This is a genomic window from Spirosoma sp. SC4-14 (assembly GCF_037201965.1).
GTDB lineage: Bacteria > Bacteroidota > Bacteroidia > Cytophagales > Spirosomataceae > Spirosoma.
The window spans coordinates 1,386,554-1,406,530 of record NZ_CP147518.1 but is presented as its reverse complement, the minus strand read 5'-3'; the positions used below and the strand labels follow the sequence as shown (position 1 = coordinate 1,406,530).

The 19,977-nt window shown below is 50.3% G+C and carries 17 protein-coding genes; 6 read left to right on the top strand and 11 right to left on the bottom strand.

Translation table 11 applies throughout. The annotated features are described in order from the left end of the window. Positions 1-6: 6 nt before the first annotated feature. The 5 genes from WBJ53_RS05800 to WBJ53_RS05780 all read right to left on the bottom strand — a co-directional run bounded on the left by WBJ53_RS05800 (position 7) and on the right by WBJ53_RS05780 (position 7,056). Positions 7-441: a PPC domain-containing DNA-binding protein gene (locus tag WBJ53_RS05800; RefSeq protein ID WP_338875117.1), complete on the bottom strand. Its 435-nt coding sequence runs from the start codon at positions 439-441 to the stop codon at positions 7-9. A gap of 84 nt (positions 442-525) precedes the next feature. Further along, entirely contained in the window at positions 526-894 is a 369-nt protein-coding gene (locus WBJ53_RS05795; protein ID WP_338875116.1) for a sensory rhodopsin transducer, read from the bottom strand. A gap of 59 nt (positions 895-953) precedes the next feature. Beyond that, positions 954-4,067 (bottom strand): FAD-binding and (Fe-S)-binding domain-containing protein, encoded by a 3,114-nt coding sequence (locus tag WBJ53_RS05790; RefSeq protein ID WP_338875115.1) that lies wholly within the window; start codon positions 4,065-4,067, stop codon positions 954-956. Positions 4,068-4,151: 84 nt separating this feature from the next. Continuing rightward, entirely contained in the window at positions 4,152-5,252 is a 1,101-nt protein-coding gene (locus WBJ53_RS05785; protein ID WP_338875114.1) for an enolase C-terminal domain-like protein, read from the bottom strand. A 13-nt stretch (positions 5,253-5,265) separates the two neighbouring features. Beyond that, positions 5,266-7,056, bottom strand: a complete 1,791-nt coding sequence (locus tag WBJ53_RS05780; protein ID WP_338875113.1) for a thiamine pyrophosphate-requiring protein — start codon at positions 7,054-7,056, stop codon at positions 5,266-5,268. A 468-nt stretch (positions 7,057-7,524) separates the two neighbouring features. On the opposite strand from WBJ53_RS05780, the gene WBJ53_RS05775 reads away from it, so the two are divergent. From WBJ53_RS05775 to WBJ53_RS05760, 4 genes are all read left to right on the top strand, one after another. Further along, complete coding sequence (locus WBJ53_RS05775; RefSeq protein WP_338875112.1) at positions 7,525-7,881, top strand: STAS/SEC14 domain-containing protein; 357 nt, start codon at positions 7,525-7,527, stop codon at positions 7,879-7,881. A gap of 90 nt (positions 7,882-7,971) precedes the next feature. Further along, complete coding sequence (locus WBJ53_RS05770; RefSeq protein WP_338875111.1) at positions 7,972-8,556, top strand: vitamin K epoxide reductase family protein; 585 nt, start codon at positions 7,972-7,974, stop codon at positions 8,554-8,556. A 2-nt stretch (positions 8,557-8,558) separates the two neighbouring features. Continuing rightward, entirely contained in the window at positions 8,559-8,909 is a 351-nt protein-coding gene (locus WBJ53_RS05765; protein WP_338875110.1) for an SPW repeat protein, read from the top strand. A gap of 65 nt (positions 8,910-8,974) precedes the next feature. Continuing rightward, positions 8,975-9,955 (top strand): SDR family oxidoreductase, encoded by a 981-nt coding sequence (locus WBJ53_RS05760; protein WP_338875109.1) that lies wholly within the window; start codon positions 8,975-8,977, stop codon positions 9,953-9,955. A 74-nt stretch (positions 9,956-10,029) separates the two neighbouring features. Here the strand turns inward: WBJ53_RS05760 and WBJ53_RS05755 are convergent, their stop codons facing one another. From WBJ53_RS05755 to WBJ53_RS05730, 6 genes are all read right to left on the bottom strand, one after another. Continuing rightward, positions 10,030-11,088: an NAD(P)-dependent oxidoreductase gene (locus WBJ53_RS05755; protein ID WP_338875108.1), complete on the bottom strand. Its 1,059-nt coding sequence runs from the start codon at positions 11,086-11,088 to the stop codon at positions 10,030-10,032. 40 nt (positions 11,089-11,128) lie between these two features. Then, complete coding sequence (locus WBJ53_RS05750; RefSeq protein ID WP_338875107.1) at positions 11,129-12,667, bottom strand: vitamin K epoxide reductase family protein; 1,539 nt, start codon at positions 12,665-12,667, stop codon at positions 11,129-11,131. A 150-nt stretch (positions 12,668-12,817) separates the two neighbouring features. After that, a complete protein-coding gene (locus WBJ53_RS05745) occupies positions 12,818-13,756 on the bottom strand; it encodes a nucleoside hydrolase (RefSeq protein WP_338875105.1) in 939 nt (312 codons plus the stop codon). Between the two features lie 173 nt (positions 13,757-13,929). After that, complete coding sequence (locus tag WBJ53_RS05740; protein WP_338875103.1) at positions 13,930-14,535, bottom strand: outer membrane beta-barrel protein; 606 nt, start codon at positions 14,533-14,535, stop codon at positions 13,930-13,932. A gap of 143 nt (positions 14,536-14,678) precedes the next feature. After that, positions 14,679-15,488 (bottom strand): AraC family transcriptional regulator, encoded by an 810-nt coding sequence (locus WBJ53_RS05735; RefSeq protein WP_338875101.1) that lies wholly within the window; start codon positions 15,486-15,488, stop codon positions 14,679-14,681. A gap of 40 nt (positions 15,489-15,528) precedes the next feature. After that, positions 15,529-16,500, bottom strand: coding sequence for an aldo/keto reductase (locus WBJ53_RS05730; RefSeq protein WP_338875100.1), 972 nt, complete (start codon positions 16,498-16,500; stop codon positions 15,529-15,531). Between the two features lie 199 nt (positions 16,501-16,699). On the opposite strand from WBJ53_RS05730, the gene WBJ53_RS05725 reads away from it, so the two are divergent. Further along, a complete protein-coding gene (locus WBJ53_RS05725; protein WP_338875097.1) occupies positions 16,700-18,355 on the top strand; it encodes a M28 family metallopeptidase in 1,656 nt (551 codons plus the stop codon). 218 nt (positions 18,356-18,573) lie between these two features. After that, positions 18,574-19,911: a sigma-54 dependent transcriptional regulator gene (locus WBJ53_RS05720; RefSeq protein WP_338875096.1), complete on the top strand. Its 1,338-nt coding sequence runs from the start codon at positions 18,574-18,576 to the stop codon at positions 19,909-19,911. The last annotated feature ends 66 nt before the right edge of the window (positions 19,912-19,977 follow it).

Here is a 19,977-nt window from a genome sequence, read left to right as displayed (position 1 = left end):
GTTTTGTTACACACTAATCAGCGCCAGGCCCGTTTCGGCATCCTGTTTCCGGCGCAGATAGGCCGGAGATTCGGTCAAAATCACCTCCAGTGTTGGATGAACCCGGCCCGACAATACATGACCGCCGTGTGCGGTACCATCCGCCTTTCCAACAACCACATGCGCATGAACCTGCACGTCACCGTCGGGATTTAGGGATATATCGCCTGCCAGCGTCAGTACCTCAACCTGGTCGCGGATCGGAATTTTGCGATAGTCTTTAATGGCATAATCGAAATAGCCCAGCAACACCTCATCGAATGCGCCAATGGCCGTAAACTGGCTGGCCGTCAGATCGTTTTTTTGAGCAAACTCTTTTAACCCGGCTATCACCTCGTCGCCTTTATCAAAAATCAGCGCATAGGTCTTTTGTTCGGCATCGTTTATGAGTTTCGATTTCATACATATCTGCGTTTTCTTCGACAGGATGAACGAGATTTTTTCCACAGAATTAATCCTGTTCATCCTGTCAAAAACTTCACCCGTTTATTCGGTATAAGCAATGGTCGAAATCAGCGCATTGGCATCCTGGCGGGAATCCAGCCGGGTATGCTGCACCACAATCGGCACATCGGATCGGATAACACTGGCATAGTCAGTATCGACCGGAACTGGCTCAGGATCGGTCAGGTTATTGAACCGTATGTGTTTGGTGCGTCGGGCACCAACCGTGATTTTATAAGGACCTACCGGCTCCCGGTCGGAGAAATAAATCATAATTTCCACGTGCGCATCCCGATCCGATGCATTCAGCAGGCAAGCTGCTTCGTGGCTGGTCATTTGTGGCTCAGGACCATGGCTCCAGGCCGGAATGTAGCCTTCGGCAATAGCCCATGTTTTCTTACCTAACTCCATAGTCATGGCGATTGTTGGTCAATAGCATCGTAAGTCAATCCAGCGGTCACAGCACTCTTTCATTCTTTCCTTTGCACCAGCCAGTAGCCCAGCGCAACACCTGCCAGAGTTGCGGCTAATACTGCCAGCCGTTCTTTCCTGACGGCTTTTCCGGACAGCTTCATGCCCTTTACATAGGTCTTTTCGGGATATGCACCGGTTTTGGCTCCATTCTGTTCGCGTAGGGCCATCTGCATTACCTGAGCAAGGTGCATTCCCTGCCGATCCGTACCCTGCTCAATTTGTTCGCGGCAACTAAACCCATCGGCAATTACCAGCGTATCGTCGCCTGCCTCCCGAACTTTGGGTAACAATACGCGTTCTCCGGCTGCCAGGCCAACGTCATACTGTTGTCCGTCGAGGTAGCCAAAATAACCCGCCATACCGCAACAACCCGAATCCAGCATCTCGTAGTCGAGCTTGAGGTCGCCCAGCAGTTTTTCTTCTGCTTCGGTTTTCATAACCGCTTTGTGATGGCAGTGACCATGCACAATGGCCTTCCGTTTCAGTTCGGGCAGTTTGAAGTCGGGCGCTTTCTTTTCCAGAAATTCGGCCAGCGTAAACGTTTGCTCCCGAAGGCGTTTGGCATCTTCATGTTCGGGAAACAGGTTGCACAACTCGTTTTTAAATACTGACACGCAACTGGGTTCCAGTCCAACGATGGGCGTTCCTGCCCGAATGTCGTCGCGCAGGGTATTCATGATGTCGTAGAGCAGATTTTTAGCCGTATCGAGCATCCCAAAATCGTATAGCGGACGACCACAGCACAGGATTTGCTTTGGAACTACTACGTCAAACCCAGCCGCTTCGAGTACTTCGTGACCAGCCACCAGGGTTTCGGGCAGAAAGAAATTATTGAACGTATCGGCCCACAGAATCACGCGCGGTTTGCCGGTTTTCGTCCCATTGGTTTCGCGCCGGTACCAGTCGCGGAAAGTCTGTTCGGCAAATTGAGGAATAGTCCGCTTCTGTGAAACGCCAGCCGCCCGTTTCGCCAACCGACCTGTTATGGGATTCTGCATGAAGAAATTTACGACTTCGGGCACGAGCGACGCCAGCCGCGACCACCAGTAGATCAGGCCAAAGGCATAGGCCGAGCGTGGGCGAAGCTTTCGTTCGTAATAATGCGACAAAAACTCTGATTTGTAGGTCGCCATATCGACATGCACCGGACAATCGCCCAGGCAGCCTTTGCACGACAAACACAAATCCAGGGCCTCTTTCACCTTGTCGCTATGCCAGCCTTCGGCCAGTTCTTCACCCTGTAGCATTTCGAACAGTAGTCGGGCACGACCACGGGTAGCATGTTCTTCCTCGCGAGTGACCATATAGCTGGGGCACATGGTTCCGCCTTCGTGATGGCGGCATTTGCCTACGCCCACACACCGGAGTGTTGCCCTGGCAAAACTGCCATCATCGTCGGGGTATTTGAAATGGGTCATCACCTGGGGTGGATTATAGTCGGTGCCCAGCCGCAGGTTTTCGGTCTGGCCATAGGCGTCGATGGCTTTGCCCGGATTCATTTTGCCGGTTGGGTCCCAGATGGCTTTAAACTCCCGAAACGCCTGCATCATGTCGGGCCCATACATAATGTCGAGCAAGTCGGCGCGAGCCTGTCCATCGCCGTGCTCACCCGACAGCGACCCACCATAGCTAACGACCAGTTTAGCCGCTTCGTTCGTAAAGCGTTTGTAGGTATCAATGCCTTTGGCAGTCACCAGATCGAAGTCGATGCGGCAGTGAATACATCCCTGCCCAAAATGCCCGTAGAGTGATGCTTCGTAACCATACTTATGAAAGAGATCGCGCAGGGACTTAAGATAGTCGCCTACTTTATCGGGTGGTATGGACGAATCTTCCCACCCCGGCCAGGTATCGGGCATGTCGGGCACAAAGGCTGTAGCGCCCAGTCCTGATTCGCGAATTTCCCAGAGTTTTTTCTCCTGCTTCGGATCATCGAACAAACTCATTGTTGGGGGATTATCGCTCTTTTTAAACTCCTCCATGAGCGCTTTGGCCTTGTTGTCGGACTCCTCTTTGGTATCGCCCCCAAACTCAACCAGCAACCAGCCTTTACCAGAGGGTAACAAAGGCAGATCGTCGACGTTCAGCCCCCGTTTTTTCATGTAGCCAATCAGTTTCTCATCCATTCCTTCGAGACCAATGGGCTTATGTTTCATGGCTATAGGTGCATGGTGTCCGGCGGCATACACATCCGGAAAACCCAGCACCAGCAGCGACCGGGCTTTCGGTTTGGGCAGGAGCATAAGCGTGGCTTCCAGTATAACCACACAGGTACCTTCTGTTCCGACCAGCGCCCGTGCTACGTTGAAGCCTTTTTCGGGAAGCAATTCATCCAGATTAAAACCTGACGAACGCCGGGGAATCTGTGGCATTTTAGCCCGAATCACATCGGCATACCTGTCGCGCAGGGCTTTCAGCTTCGCATAGATTTCACCCTTACGCCCACCCGTGCGAATAATCCGTTCCAGTTCATCTTCGGGGGTTGGGCCAACGTCCATAATGGTTCCATCGTAGGTCAGGATAGTGAGCGAGTGGGTGTTGTCGGAAACACGTGCCCCCAGCCCTGCATGTTGCGCCATTACGGAATGGACACCACAGGAGTTATTGCCCAGCATACCGCCCAATGTGCAATGGTCGTGCGTGGCGGGGTCAGGCCCAAAAGTTAACCCATACTGCGTTTCGGTTTTGCCGCGCATACTGTCGAGCACAATGCCGGGCTGAACCGTTACGGTTTTCTGCTTTGGATCGATCGCCAGTATCCGATTGTAATACTTCGACAAATCCATAACCACGGCTACATTGCAACCCTGCCCTGCCAGACTGGTCCCTCCGCCCCGCGTCAGAACAGGCGCTCCGTATTGGCGACAAAGCGCCACGGTTTGCACAATATCGTCTTCGTCGTGCGGAAGCACTACACCAATAGGCACCTGCCGATAGTTGGAGCCATCGGTCGAATACGTAGCCCGGCTTCCCCGGTCGAACCGGACTTCGCCTTTGATCATAAGTCGCAGATCCGCTTCGAGGGCTTCGACATCAATGCCCGTCGCGTTCTCTACAACAACTCGCTCTTTATAAGTAGACTGGCTTTGTTGTTCTGTTTCGGTTACCATGTGAAGGGTTGAATTATTGAATTGTTGAGTTGTTGAATGATCCAACTACACGGCGGACCGCAATTCAATCATTCAACAACTCAATCATTCTAGTTTATACGGTTCAGCATCAGCCCGTTTCAGTTCAAGGCCCAAACCGGGTCGGCTCAGATCGGGCGATAGATAGCCATGAACGGGTTTCGGAACGCCATCGAAAAACAGGTTTTCGATACGGACGTGGTCATGAAAATATTCACCAACCCAGAAGGCATTCAGCGCCAGCGACGGATGCAGATGCAGAGCGGGTGCACAATGAAATGAAAAAGGCAACTGATAGCCTTCGGTCAGGTAGCCCGCTTTCAGAAAACCCGTAATACCACCACACCGGGTAGCGTCGGCCTGCAATACATCGACGGCTTTATGATGAAGCATATGCGCAAAATAGTCCAGCGAATAACCGTATTCGCCAGCCGCAATTCGTATCGATGCAGGAGCGTGGTTTCGGATAAACTCCAATCCACTCAGATTGTCGGACGATACGGGCTCTTCAAACCAGTTTATGCCATACTGCCTGAAGTTTTCCGCTTTTTCGAGCGCCTGTTTAACCTCATAGCCACCGTTGGCATCAACCATCAGGCTTACATTTGTGCCAATGGTTTCTTTTGCCAGGCGTACCCGTTCGAGATCGGCATCAGGGTTTCGGCCTATTTTCATCTTAACCATGCTAAACCCTTCGCTGGCCCAGTTGCCAAGCTGGTGCTGTAGCTGCTCATGCGAATAGGACGTAAAGCCACCACTGCCATACACCATCGCCTTGTTTCGCACGCTGCCCAGCAGTTGTACCAACGGCACATTCAAGAGTTTGGCTTTCAGATCCCAAAGTGCCGTGTCGACCGCAGAAAGCGCCATATAGGCCATACCACAACTCCCCTCATTGCGAATGGCACTGGCCATTGCTTTCCAGAGGGCCGGAATATCGAACGGATGCTGTTCGACGACAATGGGAGTCAGTTTCTGCTGAATAAATTGCCCAACCGATGCATCGGCATAGGTATAGCCGATTCCCCGCTGATCGCCAGCCTCAATTTCGACCAGCACCATTGTGGTACTGTCCCATTGTAGCGTCCCGTCCGATTCCGGCGCATCTGTTGGTATCCGATAAACAGATACCGACAGATGCCTGATCCGGTCGGAGTGCATTAGCATAGTATTTAGCGAATCAGCCTTTATGGGGCATATAATTTTCGACTACTTCCTTGAAGGTTTGCTTAATAACGCCCCCTTCTTTCGGGTCGCCCTTGAGCAGTGTTTTTGAGAAATTAAACATCTGATCGTAGGTGATGTGCGGAGGCAGCGTTGGCACGTTGGGGTCGACAACAGCTTCCAGCAAAGCCGGCCTGTCGGCCGACAGTACCTCGTCCCAGGCAGCAGCCACCTGTTCGGGATCATCGACTCTCACTCCTCTAAGGCCCAGCATTTCGGCATATCGCGCATAGGGGAAATCGGGTACTTCCTGCGAGCCGGTATATTCTGGATTACCCGCCATTACCCGCTGCTCCCAGGTCACCTGATTCAGGTCGCCATTGTTGAGCACCAGAATAACCAATCGGGGGTCGCTCCACTGTTTCCAGTATTTACTGATGGTAACCAACCCGTTGATACCCAGCATTTGCATGGCCCCATCGCCCACCAGCGCAATTGGAATGCGGTCGGGGTAGGCAAATTTAGCGGCAATAACATACGGAACACCGGGGCACATGGTAGCCAGATTGCCCGACAACGACGCCATCATACCATCCCGAATTTTCAGATCGCGGGCAAACCAGTTGGCCGATGTTCCTGAATCGGCTGCCAGAATGCAGTTGTCGGGGAGTTTAGGCGAAAGCTCCCAGAATACCCGCTGCGGATTAATGGGATTGGCTTTGTTCATGGCACGGCCTTCCAGCAGTTTCCACCAGTCTTTAACACCCTCTTCAATGGTTTTTCGCCACGAACGATCATCCTTATACGTAATCAATGGCAGCAGTTCTTTCAGGGTTTCTTTACTGTCGCCAAGCAGGTTTACTTCCATCGGATAGCGTAGGCTTAGCATTCGCCCGTCGATATCGATCTGCACCCCACGTGCCTGTCCTTCTTTGGGCAAAAATTCGGAATACGGGAAGCTACTGCCAATCATGAGCAACGTGTCGCAATCGGCCATCATATCCCAGCTTGGCTCAGAACCCAGCAGGCCAATCGGCCCCGTAACATAGGGCAAATCGTCGGGCAGAGCGGCTTTGCCCAGCAAGGCTTTGGCCACACCAGCGCCCAGCTTTTCGGCAATTTCTTTCACTTCCGTAGCAGCCCCAAAAGCGCCGGCTCCAATCAGAATGGCTACTTTTTTGCCTTCGTTAAGCACTTGTGCCGCTTTTTCCAGTTCACTTTTCGGCGGAACCGTATGTTGTTTAGCATGGCCAACCCCCGTAAAGACCGTACCATGAATCCGCGGTGGACTTTCTACTGCATCCAGTTCCTGCACATCGTTAGGAATGATGACGCAGGTAACGGTGCGTTCGGCTTTGGCAATCCGAATGGCGCGGTCGATAACCTGCCGGGCCTGCGCAGGGTCAGTAATCATGTGTACATACTCGCCAGCAACGTCTTTATAAAGTGAAATCAGATCGACTTCCTGTTGATAACTACCACCTAAAGCAGTACGGGCCTGTTGCCCCACAATGGCCACAACGGACTGATGATCCATTTTGGCATCGTATAATCCATTCAGCAGATGAATAGCACCGGGGCCGGAAGTGGCCATACAAACACCGACTTCACCCGTAAACTTGGAATGGGCACAGGCCATAAACGCGGCCATTTCTTCGTGCCGAACCTGAATAAAATCGATTTTTCCTTCGGCCCGATCCAGAGCGCCCATTACGCCGTTGATACCATCGCCCGGAAATCCGAAGATCCGGTTGATACCCCATTCGCTCAGTCGATCAATAATAAAATCGCTTACCAGTTTTGCCATAACAGTTTGAGTAAGAGTCTAAAAAAAAGAATTACAGCAGTAATTTCTCTTCAGGTGTAACTAAAATTATACCTGTCGAGCCTGCTGCTTAATCAAATTTTAATAGCTCTGCTCATGGCCTAAACTAGCAAAATAGTTCTGGCATCCTACAACGCCCCAAAGCAACACCCTAATTACCAGGCAATTACTAGTCACATCTCCTCAGATAGTACTATTTTGAATCTTTGTCATTATTTCTAGCTACTGATTCGCCAACGGTCCAGAGCCTAATTTTACTGATTTAATCGGCAAAAAGGCAGGCCATAACTGTTTCAAACCAGTTATACTATTAGTCATTGGGTAGAAGTAGTCATTGGGTAGAAGTTATTGGTCACTAGTTATCGGTCAGTGGTTGTTTGCTTCCATTTCCCTACTCATCAGCTACCAATGACCAACCTCCAATGGCCGATAAAAGTAAACTCAACTGCTATGATACAGCCTATTGATTTTCAATCAGATAACATCGTCGGCCTGCGCATGACCGACAAAATTACGGAAGCCGACATTAAGCCCTGGGCTACGTTGCTCGATCAGAAAAGCCATGCAACCGACAAGCTCCGTGTTTATATCGAATATGAAGATGTAGACGCTATCACCTTGAAGGCAGCATTACAGGATCTGAAGTTCGATGTTACCCACCTGGGCGATTTTGAAAAGGCGGCTCTTGTTTCCGACAAAAGCTGGACTAATCTGCCGGCTTTTGTGGCCAATATGCTTCCTAATCTGGATGCCAAACAGTTTTCGCCCTCCGAAAAAGAAAAGGCCCGCCAGTGGATCACCAGCTAGTGTAGTAACGACGGGGCAATTGTCATTAGTCATTGGAAACTGGTCATTAGTATCTTTTCCTAATGACCGATGACGAATCACCAATGACGAATGACAACCGAAACGTATCCTATTACCAGTGAAACCGGCATTCCACCCGGATGGAGCTATAACCCATCGACCTGGGGGCAACGGATTCCGCTTCTGGCCATTGCCCTCATTGGTATGGGGATATCCCTTTATCTGGGTTTATATCAGTTGCAGGTTATTTCTACTGTTTGGGACCCATTTTTTGGGTCTGCTTCCAGTGCTACCATCCTGCACTCAACCTTTTCCCGCATATTACCGATTCCCGATGCGCTTCTGGGCTCCATTGGTTATCTGCTCGATGCCATCAGCGGTATTATTGGCAATACCCGACGCTGGAAAACGATGCCCTGGATTGTTATTCTTTTCGGTATAGCTGTGGGCCCGCTGGGCATCACCAGTTTGTTTCTGGTTATTGCCCAACCAGTTTTCTTTCATGCCTGGTGCAGTCTGTGTCTGGCTTCGGCCGTACTTTCTATATTTATGATTGGTCCAGCTATGGACGAAATTCTGGCCAGCCTGCTTTATCTCCAACGGGTAAAACGCAGCGGCTATTCGGTCTGGAAAGCATTTTGGGGAGACACGGACCTAAGTTCGACCATAAACTGACTATGCTGGCACGCCTTATCAATACGCTGATCGGTATCTGGCTTACTGCATCACCAGATATACTTCATCTGGATCAGAAAGCCGCGATAAATGAACACATTGCCGGACCAGTGGCAGCCTCGGTAGCTATTATTGCCATGAGCGAATCGGTTCGCAGTTTCCGATATGTAAATACGCTGGTTGGTTTCTGGCTACTGATGGCCCCCTGGATACTGGGCTATCAGGATTCAGCGGCTGTTCTGAACGAAATGCTGGCCGGGGCACTGCTGGTAAGCTTATCGTTGGTGAAGGGCAAGATTCATCAACGGTTCGGCGGTGGCTGGCGTTCGTTGCTAATGCATTCCGACAAGTAGTTTGGCACTAGCCCGCTACGCTATTCTCCATTGGTGGATTTTACCCGCCGTCAAAATACGTCGTTATGAAAACCAAAAAAGTTGTTGTTGTTACGGGAGCCTCGGCCGGTCTGGGTCGGGCCATTGTTCGTGAATTTGCGAAGCAAGGAGCTAATATTGGACTGATTGCCCGCGGTCTTGAAGGCCTCGAAGGAGCCAAACGTGAAGTTGAAGCCTGCGGTGGACGTGCCCTTATCTGTCCACTTGATGTAGCCAATGCCGATGCTGTCGACAAGGCCGCCGATGAAATTGAGGCTACATTTGGCCCGATCGATGTATGGGTTAACAACGCCATGAATAGTGTTTTTTCGCCCATTAGCGAGATGAAGCCCGAAGAATATAAGCGCGTAACGGAAGTAACCTACCTGGGGCAGGTATATGGTGCGCTGGCCGCGCTGAAACGGATGCGCCCCCGCAACCGGGGAAGCATTATTTTTGTTGGGTCGGCGCTGGCCTACCGGGGTATTCCGCTGCAATCGGCTTATTGCGGGTCAAAACACGCTATTCAGGGCTTTTATGATTCGCTGCGGGCCGAACTATTGCACGAAAAAAGCGGCATTCATACCTGTATGGTGCAATTGCCTGCCATGAATACAACACAGTTTGGGTTTGTTCGAAGTAAACTACCCAAAAAACCGAAGCCGATGGGTACTATTTATGAGCCTGAAGTAGCGGCACGCGCCATCGTCTATGCCAGCGAAAGTGACCACCGCGAACTCTATGTTGGCTGGCCTACCGTTGAAGCCATTGTGGGCAACAAAATTGCCCCATCGATTGGCGACTGGGAACTAGCCCGAAGCGGCTACAAAGGGCAAATGACCAACGAACCCGAAGACCCAACCCGGCCCGATAATTTATGGGAACCACTCCCTGGCGATCATGGTGCTCATGGGCCCTTCACCAGCCAGTCGTGGTCGTTTAGCCCGCAGTTCTGGCTCTCGAAAAACAAAGCCCCCATCACTGCTTTCGCCCTGGCGCTGGTAGCGGGAGTGTTATGGGGAAAATGAGTACGGTATTCGGTTTACGGTTGCTCCGCCTGTTAGCTTGCTTTAATGCGGAGCAACCGTAAACCGAATACCGGCTATCTCTCCTGCTCTGCTGGCAGTTCCAGGCCGTTTTCTTTATACCACTGGTTGGGGGTTTGTTTCAGGTTTTCGACAATAAGGGGCAGAGTTTTGCTCAGGCTATGCCTGGGTTGCCAGCCTAGCTGCTGTTTTGCCCGGTCGATGTTGAGTTCGTAATGATCGTCGGCGCGGTCGATCATCCAGGGTTTTATGAATGGATCGCCAACCAAATCCTGCGCATACGCACCGACTTTGGCCAGCAGTTTTGGTAGTTCAATGGTTGTCCAGTCGGTTCCGTACAGAACCTGCCCGGTCGTTTCCTGAATCTCAGCATAACTAACCGACTTTTCTTCACCGATATTAAACACCGCTTCCGATCCAAGTTCGTGGCGCTTGTCGATCGTTAATGCAATAGCCTCCACCACATCGTCCAGATGCACGTAGGCATTACCGGAATCGGTATCGCCCGAGTAGAAATGACTCGTCAATGTTCGCTCATAAATGCGCTGAATCTGATGCACCACCGGCACCGAATGCCCCATTTCGGTATACAGCCCCGCAATTCGCAGAATTACCGACGGAATGTGTCCATGCAAATCATGAATGAGCTGTTCCGTTTTGACTTTCGATTTGGGGTAATCCCAGGCAGGCTCTACCGGAGCGTTTTCATTGAGCGGGTGCCCCGGTGTGGTCGGTTTATAGATGAGCATACTACTCGAAAAAACAAATTGCTCCACTTCAAACGGCTGTAGTGCTTCCAGCAGATGTTTTGTACCCTGAACAGTGAGTTTTTCGTAGAGTGGACTTGGTTCACCAGAAAAATCGTAGTAGGCCGCTAAATGAACTACCGAAACAATATGATGTCCGAACTGCCCGCGCACCTGCGCCAGTGCCGCTTCGATACTGCTTTTGTCGGTCATATCGGCCGAAATGCAGACGGCTTCTTTGGGTGGATAGGGCGGCCCCGCCCGATCGAAACCAACCATGGTGTATGTAGACGCCAGTTTGCGAATCAACTCACTACCTATCAGCCCACTGCTTCCGGTAACGATAATTACCTTTTTCTGATTTACCATAATTTTTCAATTTAGTTTCGACAGGACTTACAGCCGAAATTCACTTTACATACTTATCCCAACTACCGTATTGCTCGGTAATAAGCCCACGCGGAATAGCGAGCGCCACAATCAACAAGCCAGCTACCAGATCATTGATGGACAGGGCAATAGGTGCGTTACCGGCAAACCAGATTCCACCGGCAATGGCTACCCCCAGCATTACATTCAGGTAGCGACCAATCCGCAGCACTTCGCCCATACTGATTACGGATACCACCACAACCAATGCACCACAGAGGTGGTTTAAACTGGCCGCTGCTGTTTGAATAGGAACGCCAACTACATAAGGAGAGAAAACAAGCCAGATGCCTAAAAGCATCGATACCGTTAAGGTCCACGGAAAGCTCATGCCCCATATCGACGCCTGAAAAACGGCACCCTGCTGATCTGGAAAGGTTACGAGTTCGGGCGATCGTTTATCCATTTCGCCTTCGTCTACCCCTCCCCCTTTCCAGAAAACCGTCCAGAAACGACCTCCCTTTTGGGTGGCTTGCTTCATGTACTGAACCATAGCAATCACTTCATCGACCTCCAGCGGAATCATAGGCAGCATAATCAAAGCTGCCAGAATGCAGAAAGAGCACCAGTAGCCTACTACCAATGGCTGAGAAATGACCAGAAATATATGCACCAGCCCTAATGGGATAACCAGAATACCGAAGAAAGTAACCATCCAGGGCATGGTACGCCAACGCGCCGAACTGCCCATCCAGCCCATCAGAAATTCAAACGTATAGGCAAACGACCCTAAACCAGCATCGGAAACGGGTAGCGAATGCGACATAGCCGAATTGAGTACGTTAACGGTGCTTTGCCCAAAGAATGGGTCCCAGGGATGATCGAGGTAGCCAAGTTGAAAGGCAGCCAGGTAGCGCGACACTACCCAGCCCATAAACCCCGCAACAATCATAATCCAGCGCTGCGGCCAACTCGATGGGTTATAGCTCCAGCCGGGGGGCGTGTCGGGGCCCATTTCCATATACAGAATCATGTTGGGCATACCCGGAACCAGCACCGTAAAGCCAATAACCAATACACCTACCAACGTATCGTTCAGATAAGCCGCTGCCGACGGCGACCACAAAACGAGCGGAGCCATGCTGAGCCAGATGCCCACAAAACAGCAGATCCAGACACTGATGGGCCGGTTAGGTGTTAGCGATCGATAGCCGAAAATGATCAGCAGAATACCACTGACAATGTCGCTCCACCGGAGTGCCTGCACACGCTCGGCCAGGGGTAGCCATACCGACCGACCCCCACTGGGCATCACGGGGTTTTTACCATAATCGAACGTAAGCGGAGCCAGCAGCACCCAGAAGCCTAGCAGAACAACCAGCCAGTAGATCCATAACGTCTGCATATGATGCTTATGCAACATATCCAGCCGTTGCTTGGGGTCCATGTGCATCATGCTATGTTCCTGATCCTGATGCCCCATGCCTTTCATCTGACCGTTAGGTTCGCCTTTCGGCTGCCCATTGGGGTCATGCATCATCGGACGCGTAACACCCCGGTTGCCCATGTTCTGCTCCATATCGCTGGTCCGTTTTTATGCTGATCTCTTTAGGAAAACCAGCAGTAGGCCAGTGTGTTATGATATTAAGCAAATTCTAAGCTTGTGGCGCAGGAATAAAAAAACCTAAAAGGGTTCTGAAGCCTTTTAGGTTTTGGGCGGTAGAGTCGGCTATGGAAGCGACAGAATGGCGTTGTAGATCAGGTCGATGTACATCTGCCGGTCCACATCATACACGAACTCCGTATTGGGCGTTTTTTTCCAGACATCGAAAAAGTCGACAACCGTAGTGCCAGTCGTTAGTTTTCCCGTAAGCTCCACATCCACATGGCAGGCTTTCGACTGAAACATCGACGGATCAATGAGCCAGGCAATGGCGCAGGGATCATGCAGAGCCGCGCCACCTTCCAGCTCGGGTCGTTCGCGTCGGTAGAAAATGGAAAAGAAATCCATGAGTTCGGCAATGACAACACCGGTTCGGTTACCCGCCGACCGAAACCGCTCAATATCGTCCTGAAAAACCAGTGCTTTATGCGTCACATCGAGTCCGCACATGGTAATGGGCACGCCCGAGTGAAAGACAATTGAAGCGGCTTCGGGATCGACATAAATATTGAACTCGGCGGTAGGGGTCATATTGCCCCGAAAGCCGCCACCGCCCATCAGCGAAATCCGCTCGATTTTCGATTTCAGATGTGGAAAAGCCAGCAGGAATGTAGCAATATTGGTCAGCGGTCCCGTGGGCACCAGCGTAATGTTCTCTTCGGATTCGGTCAGGATTTGGGCCATGGCTTCGATCGCCGACGTCGATTCGGGCTTAATCTCGGGTTCGGGTAAGATGGGGCCATCCATACCCATTTCACCATGCACATAATCGGCAATGATCAGGTCGCGAAACAGCGGTTTGTCGCAGCCTTTGTAGATAGGTATATCAACATTCAGCAGGGTTTTGAGCTTTAAGGCATTTTTCAGGGTTTTTGCCTGTGTCTGGTTGCCCGCTGAGGTCGTAATGGCTTTAATATCGAAGCGACCGCTTCCTACGGCCAGCATAAGCATTACAGCATCGTCGTGGCCAGGATCGCAGTCAATAATTACGGGTATTTTGTTCATCAGTGGTTCTGTTCTATATAGCCTAAAAGTCGCGTTTGGCAAACTTGAAACGGCGAATATACGACCTGGCCGGAATCTTGTGCTTCAGAAACAGAAAATACCCTGTGGGAAGGCTAATAGGCTATCTATTCAGTCTGGTACTGGTAGGTTTGTACTTCTGAAAACTATCTATACTATCGTCCGAGCAGGAATTGTATGCCTAAACCCAGAGATAAATCCTGATGATTCGAGCGACCTGGTAAAAAGGACGTATTAGGCCCACTAAGCCCCACCGGTCCTCCTGCTTCATTCATATACATAACATAGTGCAGACTAGCCTGAAGAGCGAATCGGTTATTCAAAAAATAAGCAAGCCCAAGCGCAGGAGTTAACGCATTCGACGAGAAAGTTCTGGAATACGATTCTACTGCTCCCCCATAGATAGTAAATGTATCCTTATTGGTAAAGAAGCTATAAGAAATACCCACAAACGGTTTTAAAGGCGCTTTTCCTACATAATACCGGATATAAGGGGAAGCGCCTATACTACTTGTATGTTCCCGGAAAACGGTAGTTGTGGAAGTACTATAATGATTCAGCGAGAGGCCAACTCCTGCAACCAAATTCTGTACGAGAACGTATCCAATTGCCGGTGTTAGCTGGCCAGAAAATGAAGTATTGGCATCGTTTACTTTATAAGAGAAATCAGACAAATCGGCACTAACCTGCCACCGCCCCTGACTGATTTGAGCTTGTGTCGTCAATGACACTAATACAAATAGTAAAGTCGTGAGTTTCATCCCTGGAGTATAGTAATGTTTTTACTATCTCATCAACGAAAAAATAATATATATCAATATGTTTAAGTAAAACAAATCCTCTATAACGGATCACTATTTTTTATTCGGATCATTAGCCAAAACCTCAGGCTAAACCCAACTGACTATAGCCACTCGGAAGGTGCCTTGCCGAATTTTTTCTTAAACGAATGGGAAAAATGCGACAATGTTTCGAAGCCCAGATCAAGGTAAATCGCAGAGGGTTTCATGCTCTTTTTTTCGATAAGATGCCGCGCTTCCATCAGGCGTTTCTCCTGTAGCCAATGCCGGGGCGACGTACCAAATGCTTTCTGGAAATCGCGCTTAAAACCAGCAAGGCTTCGGCCCGTGAGTTGGGCAAATTTTTCAACCGGAACATTGAAATGGAAATTGCTCAGCATGAATTTTTCCAGATCGATCTTATAAGGCTCCGAAAAGTCGAATAAAAACGGACTGAGTTTAGGCAACGCGTGGAGCAGCAATTTCACACCTTCCTTCACTTTTAATTCGCCCATAGCAGCCGTTATCTTTTCTGCCGGATTGCGAACGTAAGGTAGTACCGACTGAAAATACCCCTGCAAAAAATCGTCGGCGGGAATAAGAATATTGGGCGGGCCAACATACTTCTGCTTTATGTCTATTTGCTCCTCCAGGGCAATTTTCCTAAGCAGATTTTCCTGCAGGGAAATAACAATCGTTTCATAATCCTCTTCGGGCAGCGGGGTTTTGGTGATCTGACCCAGTTGGTTTTTGCCAATCAACATCATCTCTCCGCCCCTCATCGAGATTGTCTGCGTAGCTGTTTCCAAAGTGAACTGTCCCGAAACCTGCAATACCAGCTTAGTGTCATTCAGGAAGCCCACTTTTTCCTTTCGTCGGGTCGAGAGGTAGGAGTAAAAGATAACTCCAGGAAGTATTTCGGTTGGATTCGTCACTTTGTAAATATAAAAAAAGCGGGGTTATAAATAAACCCGCTTATCGCTGTAGGTAGGTACCGCCCAATATCACGCCCGGTGCAAAGTGTGTGTTCAGGGCATCTATCTCATCGGTCGTAAACTCGATCGACATGGCCTCTATGTTCTCGGGCAACCGCGATCTTCGGCTCATGCTTACCAACGGCATAATATGATTTCCCTGCGCATTCACCCAGGCAATAGCCAGTTGAGTTGGCGTGTATCCTTTTTCGTTGGCCATTTGCCTTAATAGCTCGACTTTTTCCAGATTCCGGATTAGATTTTCTCCCTGAAAACGTGAGAAGTGAGTGTGGTAATCATTGGCCGCAAGTGGGGCTTTCATGGTCCCCGTGAGTAAGCCTTCGGCCGTATTGGCAAACGCCACAACGCCAATTCCCAACTCTTTCGCCGTAGGCAGCAACTTGTCTTCGATTTGCCGGTCGGCCAATGAATACCCAATTTCAAGAGCCGTTACGGGATATACACTATTGGCCTTACGGAGTTGCTCCGCAGTGATTTCAGATACACCGAGGTAACGTACCTTCCCTTCTTTGATCAGGTCGGCAATAGTTCCAATTACATCTTCTACAGGAACGCTGTTATCGAGTCGGCACGGCTGATAAAGATCAATGGTATCTATGCCTAAACGCACTAACGAATAATTGATAAAATTCTTAATGGCTATGGGGCGCAGGTCCAGGCCAAGCCATTGACCATTATAAAAAATTGCCCCAAACTTAACACTGATGAAGGCATCGTCCCGTCTGCCTTTGATGGCTTTTCCGACAAGCAACTCGTTATGGCCGCTACCGTAAAAGTCGCCTGTATTCAGAAAGTTAATGCCGCTATCCAGTGCCTCCCGAATAGTGGCAATACTTTCCTGTTCGTCGTTCACCGGACCTCCCCAGGTAGACGACATACGCATACAACCGAGTCCGAGTTTGGATACGATCGGGCCATTTGTACCGAGGGCAATTTCTGTTACTGTTGTCATTGGTAGTCTGTATTGATTAACGATACAAAGCTCTCGACTTTTGCCTACGGTCGATGTCTTTTGTGGCTCAATTTACTTGCCTGAATGGCTCATCGCAGAAAAGCAATACCAGAAACATCCTGCATCAGCCAGACAGAGTTTGATCTACCAGAATCATCGACTATCTTAGACAATTCGTTCCTGAGCTTTGCCTTGTTTTATGCGTTTTTTTATTTCTCTTTCAATTCTCCTCAATCTGGCAGTAGTAAGTTTGTCGATGGCCCAATCGGGCATACCTGCCGAAGCCCAGGCCGTTGCCAGAACCGTTCGGCCAGCCGCCATTCGGGCCGCCATGCGGTTTCTGGCCGACGATGCGCTCGAAGGACGTAAACCAGGTAAACGGGGGTTTGCACTGGCAGCCCTCTACATGGAAACCCAGCTCGAAGCACTCGGGATGCAACCCGCTGGCGAAAACAATACCTATCGGCAGGAAGTACCCCTGCGCCGGTGGCAGGTTCGGGAAAAGAACAGCTCATTAACAGTGGTGACCGATGCTGGCGAACAAACGCTTGTGTATGGCAAACAATTTATTCTGAACCCTAATCCCGACCATTCGACCAGCGATGTGTCGGCACCTGTGGTGTTTGTTGGCTATGGCATTTCGGCACCCGAATTAGGCTACGACGATTATGCAACCATCGACGTCAAAGGCAAAATTGTGGCTTATGTAAATGGAGCGCCCAGTTCGTTCCCGTCGAATCAACGTGCCTATTATTCGTCGTCCAAGGCCGAAATAGCGGCAAACCACGGCGCTATTGGCGTAATGGCCTTCAATTTACCGAGCGACCTGCGCAACCGCATCGAAACGTCGGCCCCGCGCGCCCGGCAGGGCATTTATCGCTGGCTCGATAAACGCGGCAAGCCACAACGGACGTTTCCAGCCCTGAAAGGCTCAGCCTCATTGAGCGATTCAACCGCCCGGCTGCTGTTTGCCAAAGCCGAAACCCCGTTTAGTGATGCCGTGACGGCTGCTCTCAAAAACCAGCCGCAGGCGTTTCCGCTCAATGTATCGGTCAAAATGAGAACGTTTACCGATGCGGTAGAAGATGTGGCCGGACAAAATGTGGTGGCCGTTTTGCCCGGTTCTGACCCGGCTCTGAAAAACGAATACATTGTATACGTGGCACACCTCGATCATCTGGGCATTGGCCGACTGGTTAATGGCGATTCGATTTATAATGGTGCTCACGACAACGCATCAGGGGTAGCAATCAATCTGGAAACGGCCCGACTGTTTGCCTCGTTGCCTAAAGCACCACGCCGATCAATTATTTTCGTTGGGGTAACAGGTGAAGAAATGGGCTTACTGGGTTCCGATTATTTTGCCAGCAATCCAACCGTACCAAAAGAAAAAATCGTCGCTAATTTTTGTCTGGATATGCCCTTTTTCTTCCATCCGCTCCTCGACATTGTGCCTTATGGCGCTGAGCATTCGAGCCTGAAGAAAGAAACCGAACTGGCAGCATCGTTCCTGGGCATTCAGATCAGTCCCGATCCTATTCCGGAGCAAACCGTGTTTATGCGGAGCGATCACTTCAGTTTTGTGCGACAGGGCATTCCAGCTATCTATATCAAAAGTGGCTCACAAACCGGCAACCCCAAACTCGACGGCACTAAACTTAATCTCGACTGGCGCGCCACAATTTATCATTCGCCACAGGACGACATCAATCAGCCGTTCGATTTCAAGGCTGCGGCCAAACACGTTCAGTTGCAGTTCCTGATTGGCTACCTGACCGCCCAGGCCAACAGTCGCCCAAGCTGGAATAAAGGCGACTTTTTCGGGACAAAATTTGGCACAAAAGCGGAGAATTAGTCATTAGGAATTGGCCATCTGCCTTTGGGCTCTAACGAATAGCTACTGACCAATAATAAAGCGTTTTTCAACAGGATTTTCAGGATTAATTTTGAAATCAGGCTAATTCTGCCGAAAAAAGAACTTTATATGTATTTCTCCCTTAATCTGCATAAATCCGCCAACGGTTTCTCATCTTTGCTCCCTCTTTAGGCCGAAACCACACGGCTTCTGCAACCATGCCCGGCACGATATTACTCATCGACGACGAACCCAAGCTCCGCCAGCTACTGGCTCGTATTTTAATTCTCGAAGAGTATCAGGTTCTGGAAGCTGATACGGCTAAAAGTGGTCTACGAATGCTGGAGCGTACCGAAGTCCATCTGGTCATCAGCGATGTAAAACTCCCCGACGGCAATGGTATCGACCTGACCGCTCAGGTAAAAACGATCCAACCAGCTACGGAAGTAATTGTGCTGACAGCCTACGGAACCATTGCCGACGGCGTGAAAGCCATCAAAAACGGCGCATTCGATTACATCACAAAAGGTGACGATAACGATAAAATTATTCCGCTGGTGAGCCGGGCTATCGAGAAAGCACAACTGCAATTTCGGATCAGACGACTTGAAGAGCAGGTTCAGCAAAAATATGGCTTTGAGAAAATAATTGGTCAATCGGTGGCTATTCGGCAGGCAATTGATCTGGCCCGGCGCGTAGCGGTTACGGACACTACGGTGCTGTTAACCGGCGAAACCGGAACGGGAAAAGAAGTGTTTGCCCAGGCCATTCATCAGGCTAGTCCACGCCGAACAGGGTCTTTTGTGGCCGTAAACTGTAGTGCTCTCAGCAAAGAAATCCTGGAAAGCGAACTCTTTGGGCATCGGGCGGGGGCTTTTACGGGCGCCACACGCGACAAAAAAGGCCTGTTCGAAGAAGCCAACAAAGGCACTATCTTTCTGGACGAAATCGGCGAAATGGCGCTCGACCTTCAGGCCAAACTTTTGCGCGTACTCGAAACGCACGAATTTATGCGCGTTGGCGATACGAAACCAACCCGAACCGATGTGCGCGTGGTTGCCGCTACCAACCGCGACTTAAAACACGATGCCGAATCGGGAGTATTTCGGGCCGATCTCTATTATCGACTCTCGGTTTTTTCCATCGAACTTCCACCCCTGCGCGACCGGCGCGACGATATTCCAACACTGGCCGACGTACTGACCCAGCAGGAAGCCGCCAAAATTGGCAAACGGCAACTGACGCTTAGCCCTGCTTTTGTTGATGCCTTGACCCGCTACAACTGGAAAGGAAACATTCGCGAACTGAAAAACGTCATCGAACGGGCAGTCATCCTCAGCGACGGGCAAACCCTAGTGCCCGAATACCTGCCGCTGGATGTTCAGGTTCCGGCTACGCCCTCTCCCCTTTTCACCTACGATCTGGCTACTGTCGAGAAAAACCATATCGATCAGGTCCTCCGCCATACCAACGGCAACAAAGCCGAAGCTGCCCGGCTGCTGGGTATTGGCCTCAGCACGCTCTACCGGAAACTGGAAGAATACCGGCTGGGATAAGCTCAGCGGTAAGCCTCGAAAGACACCTGTCCAGGCGAGAAGTCTTTACGGAATTTCTTTCGTGGA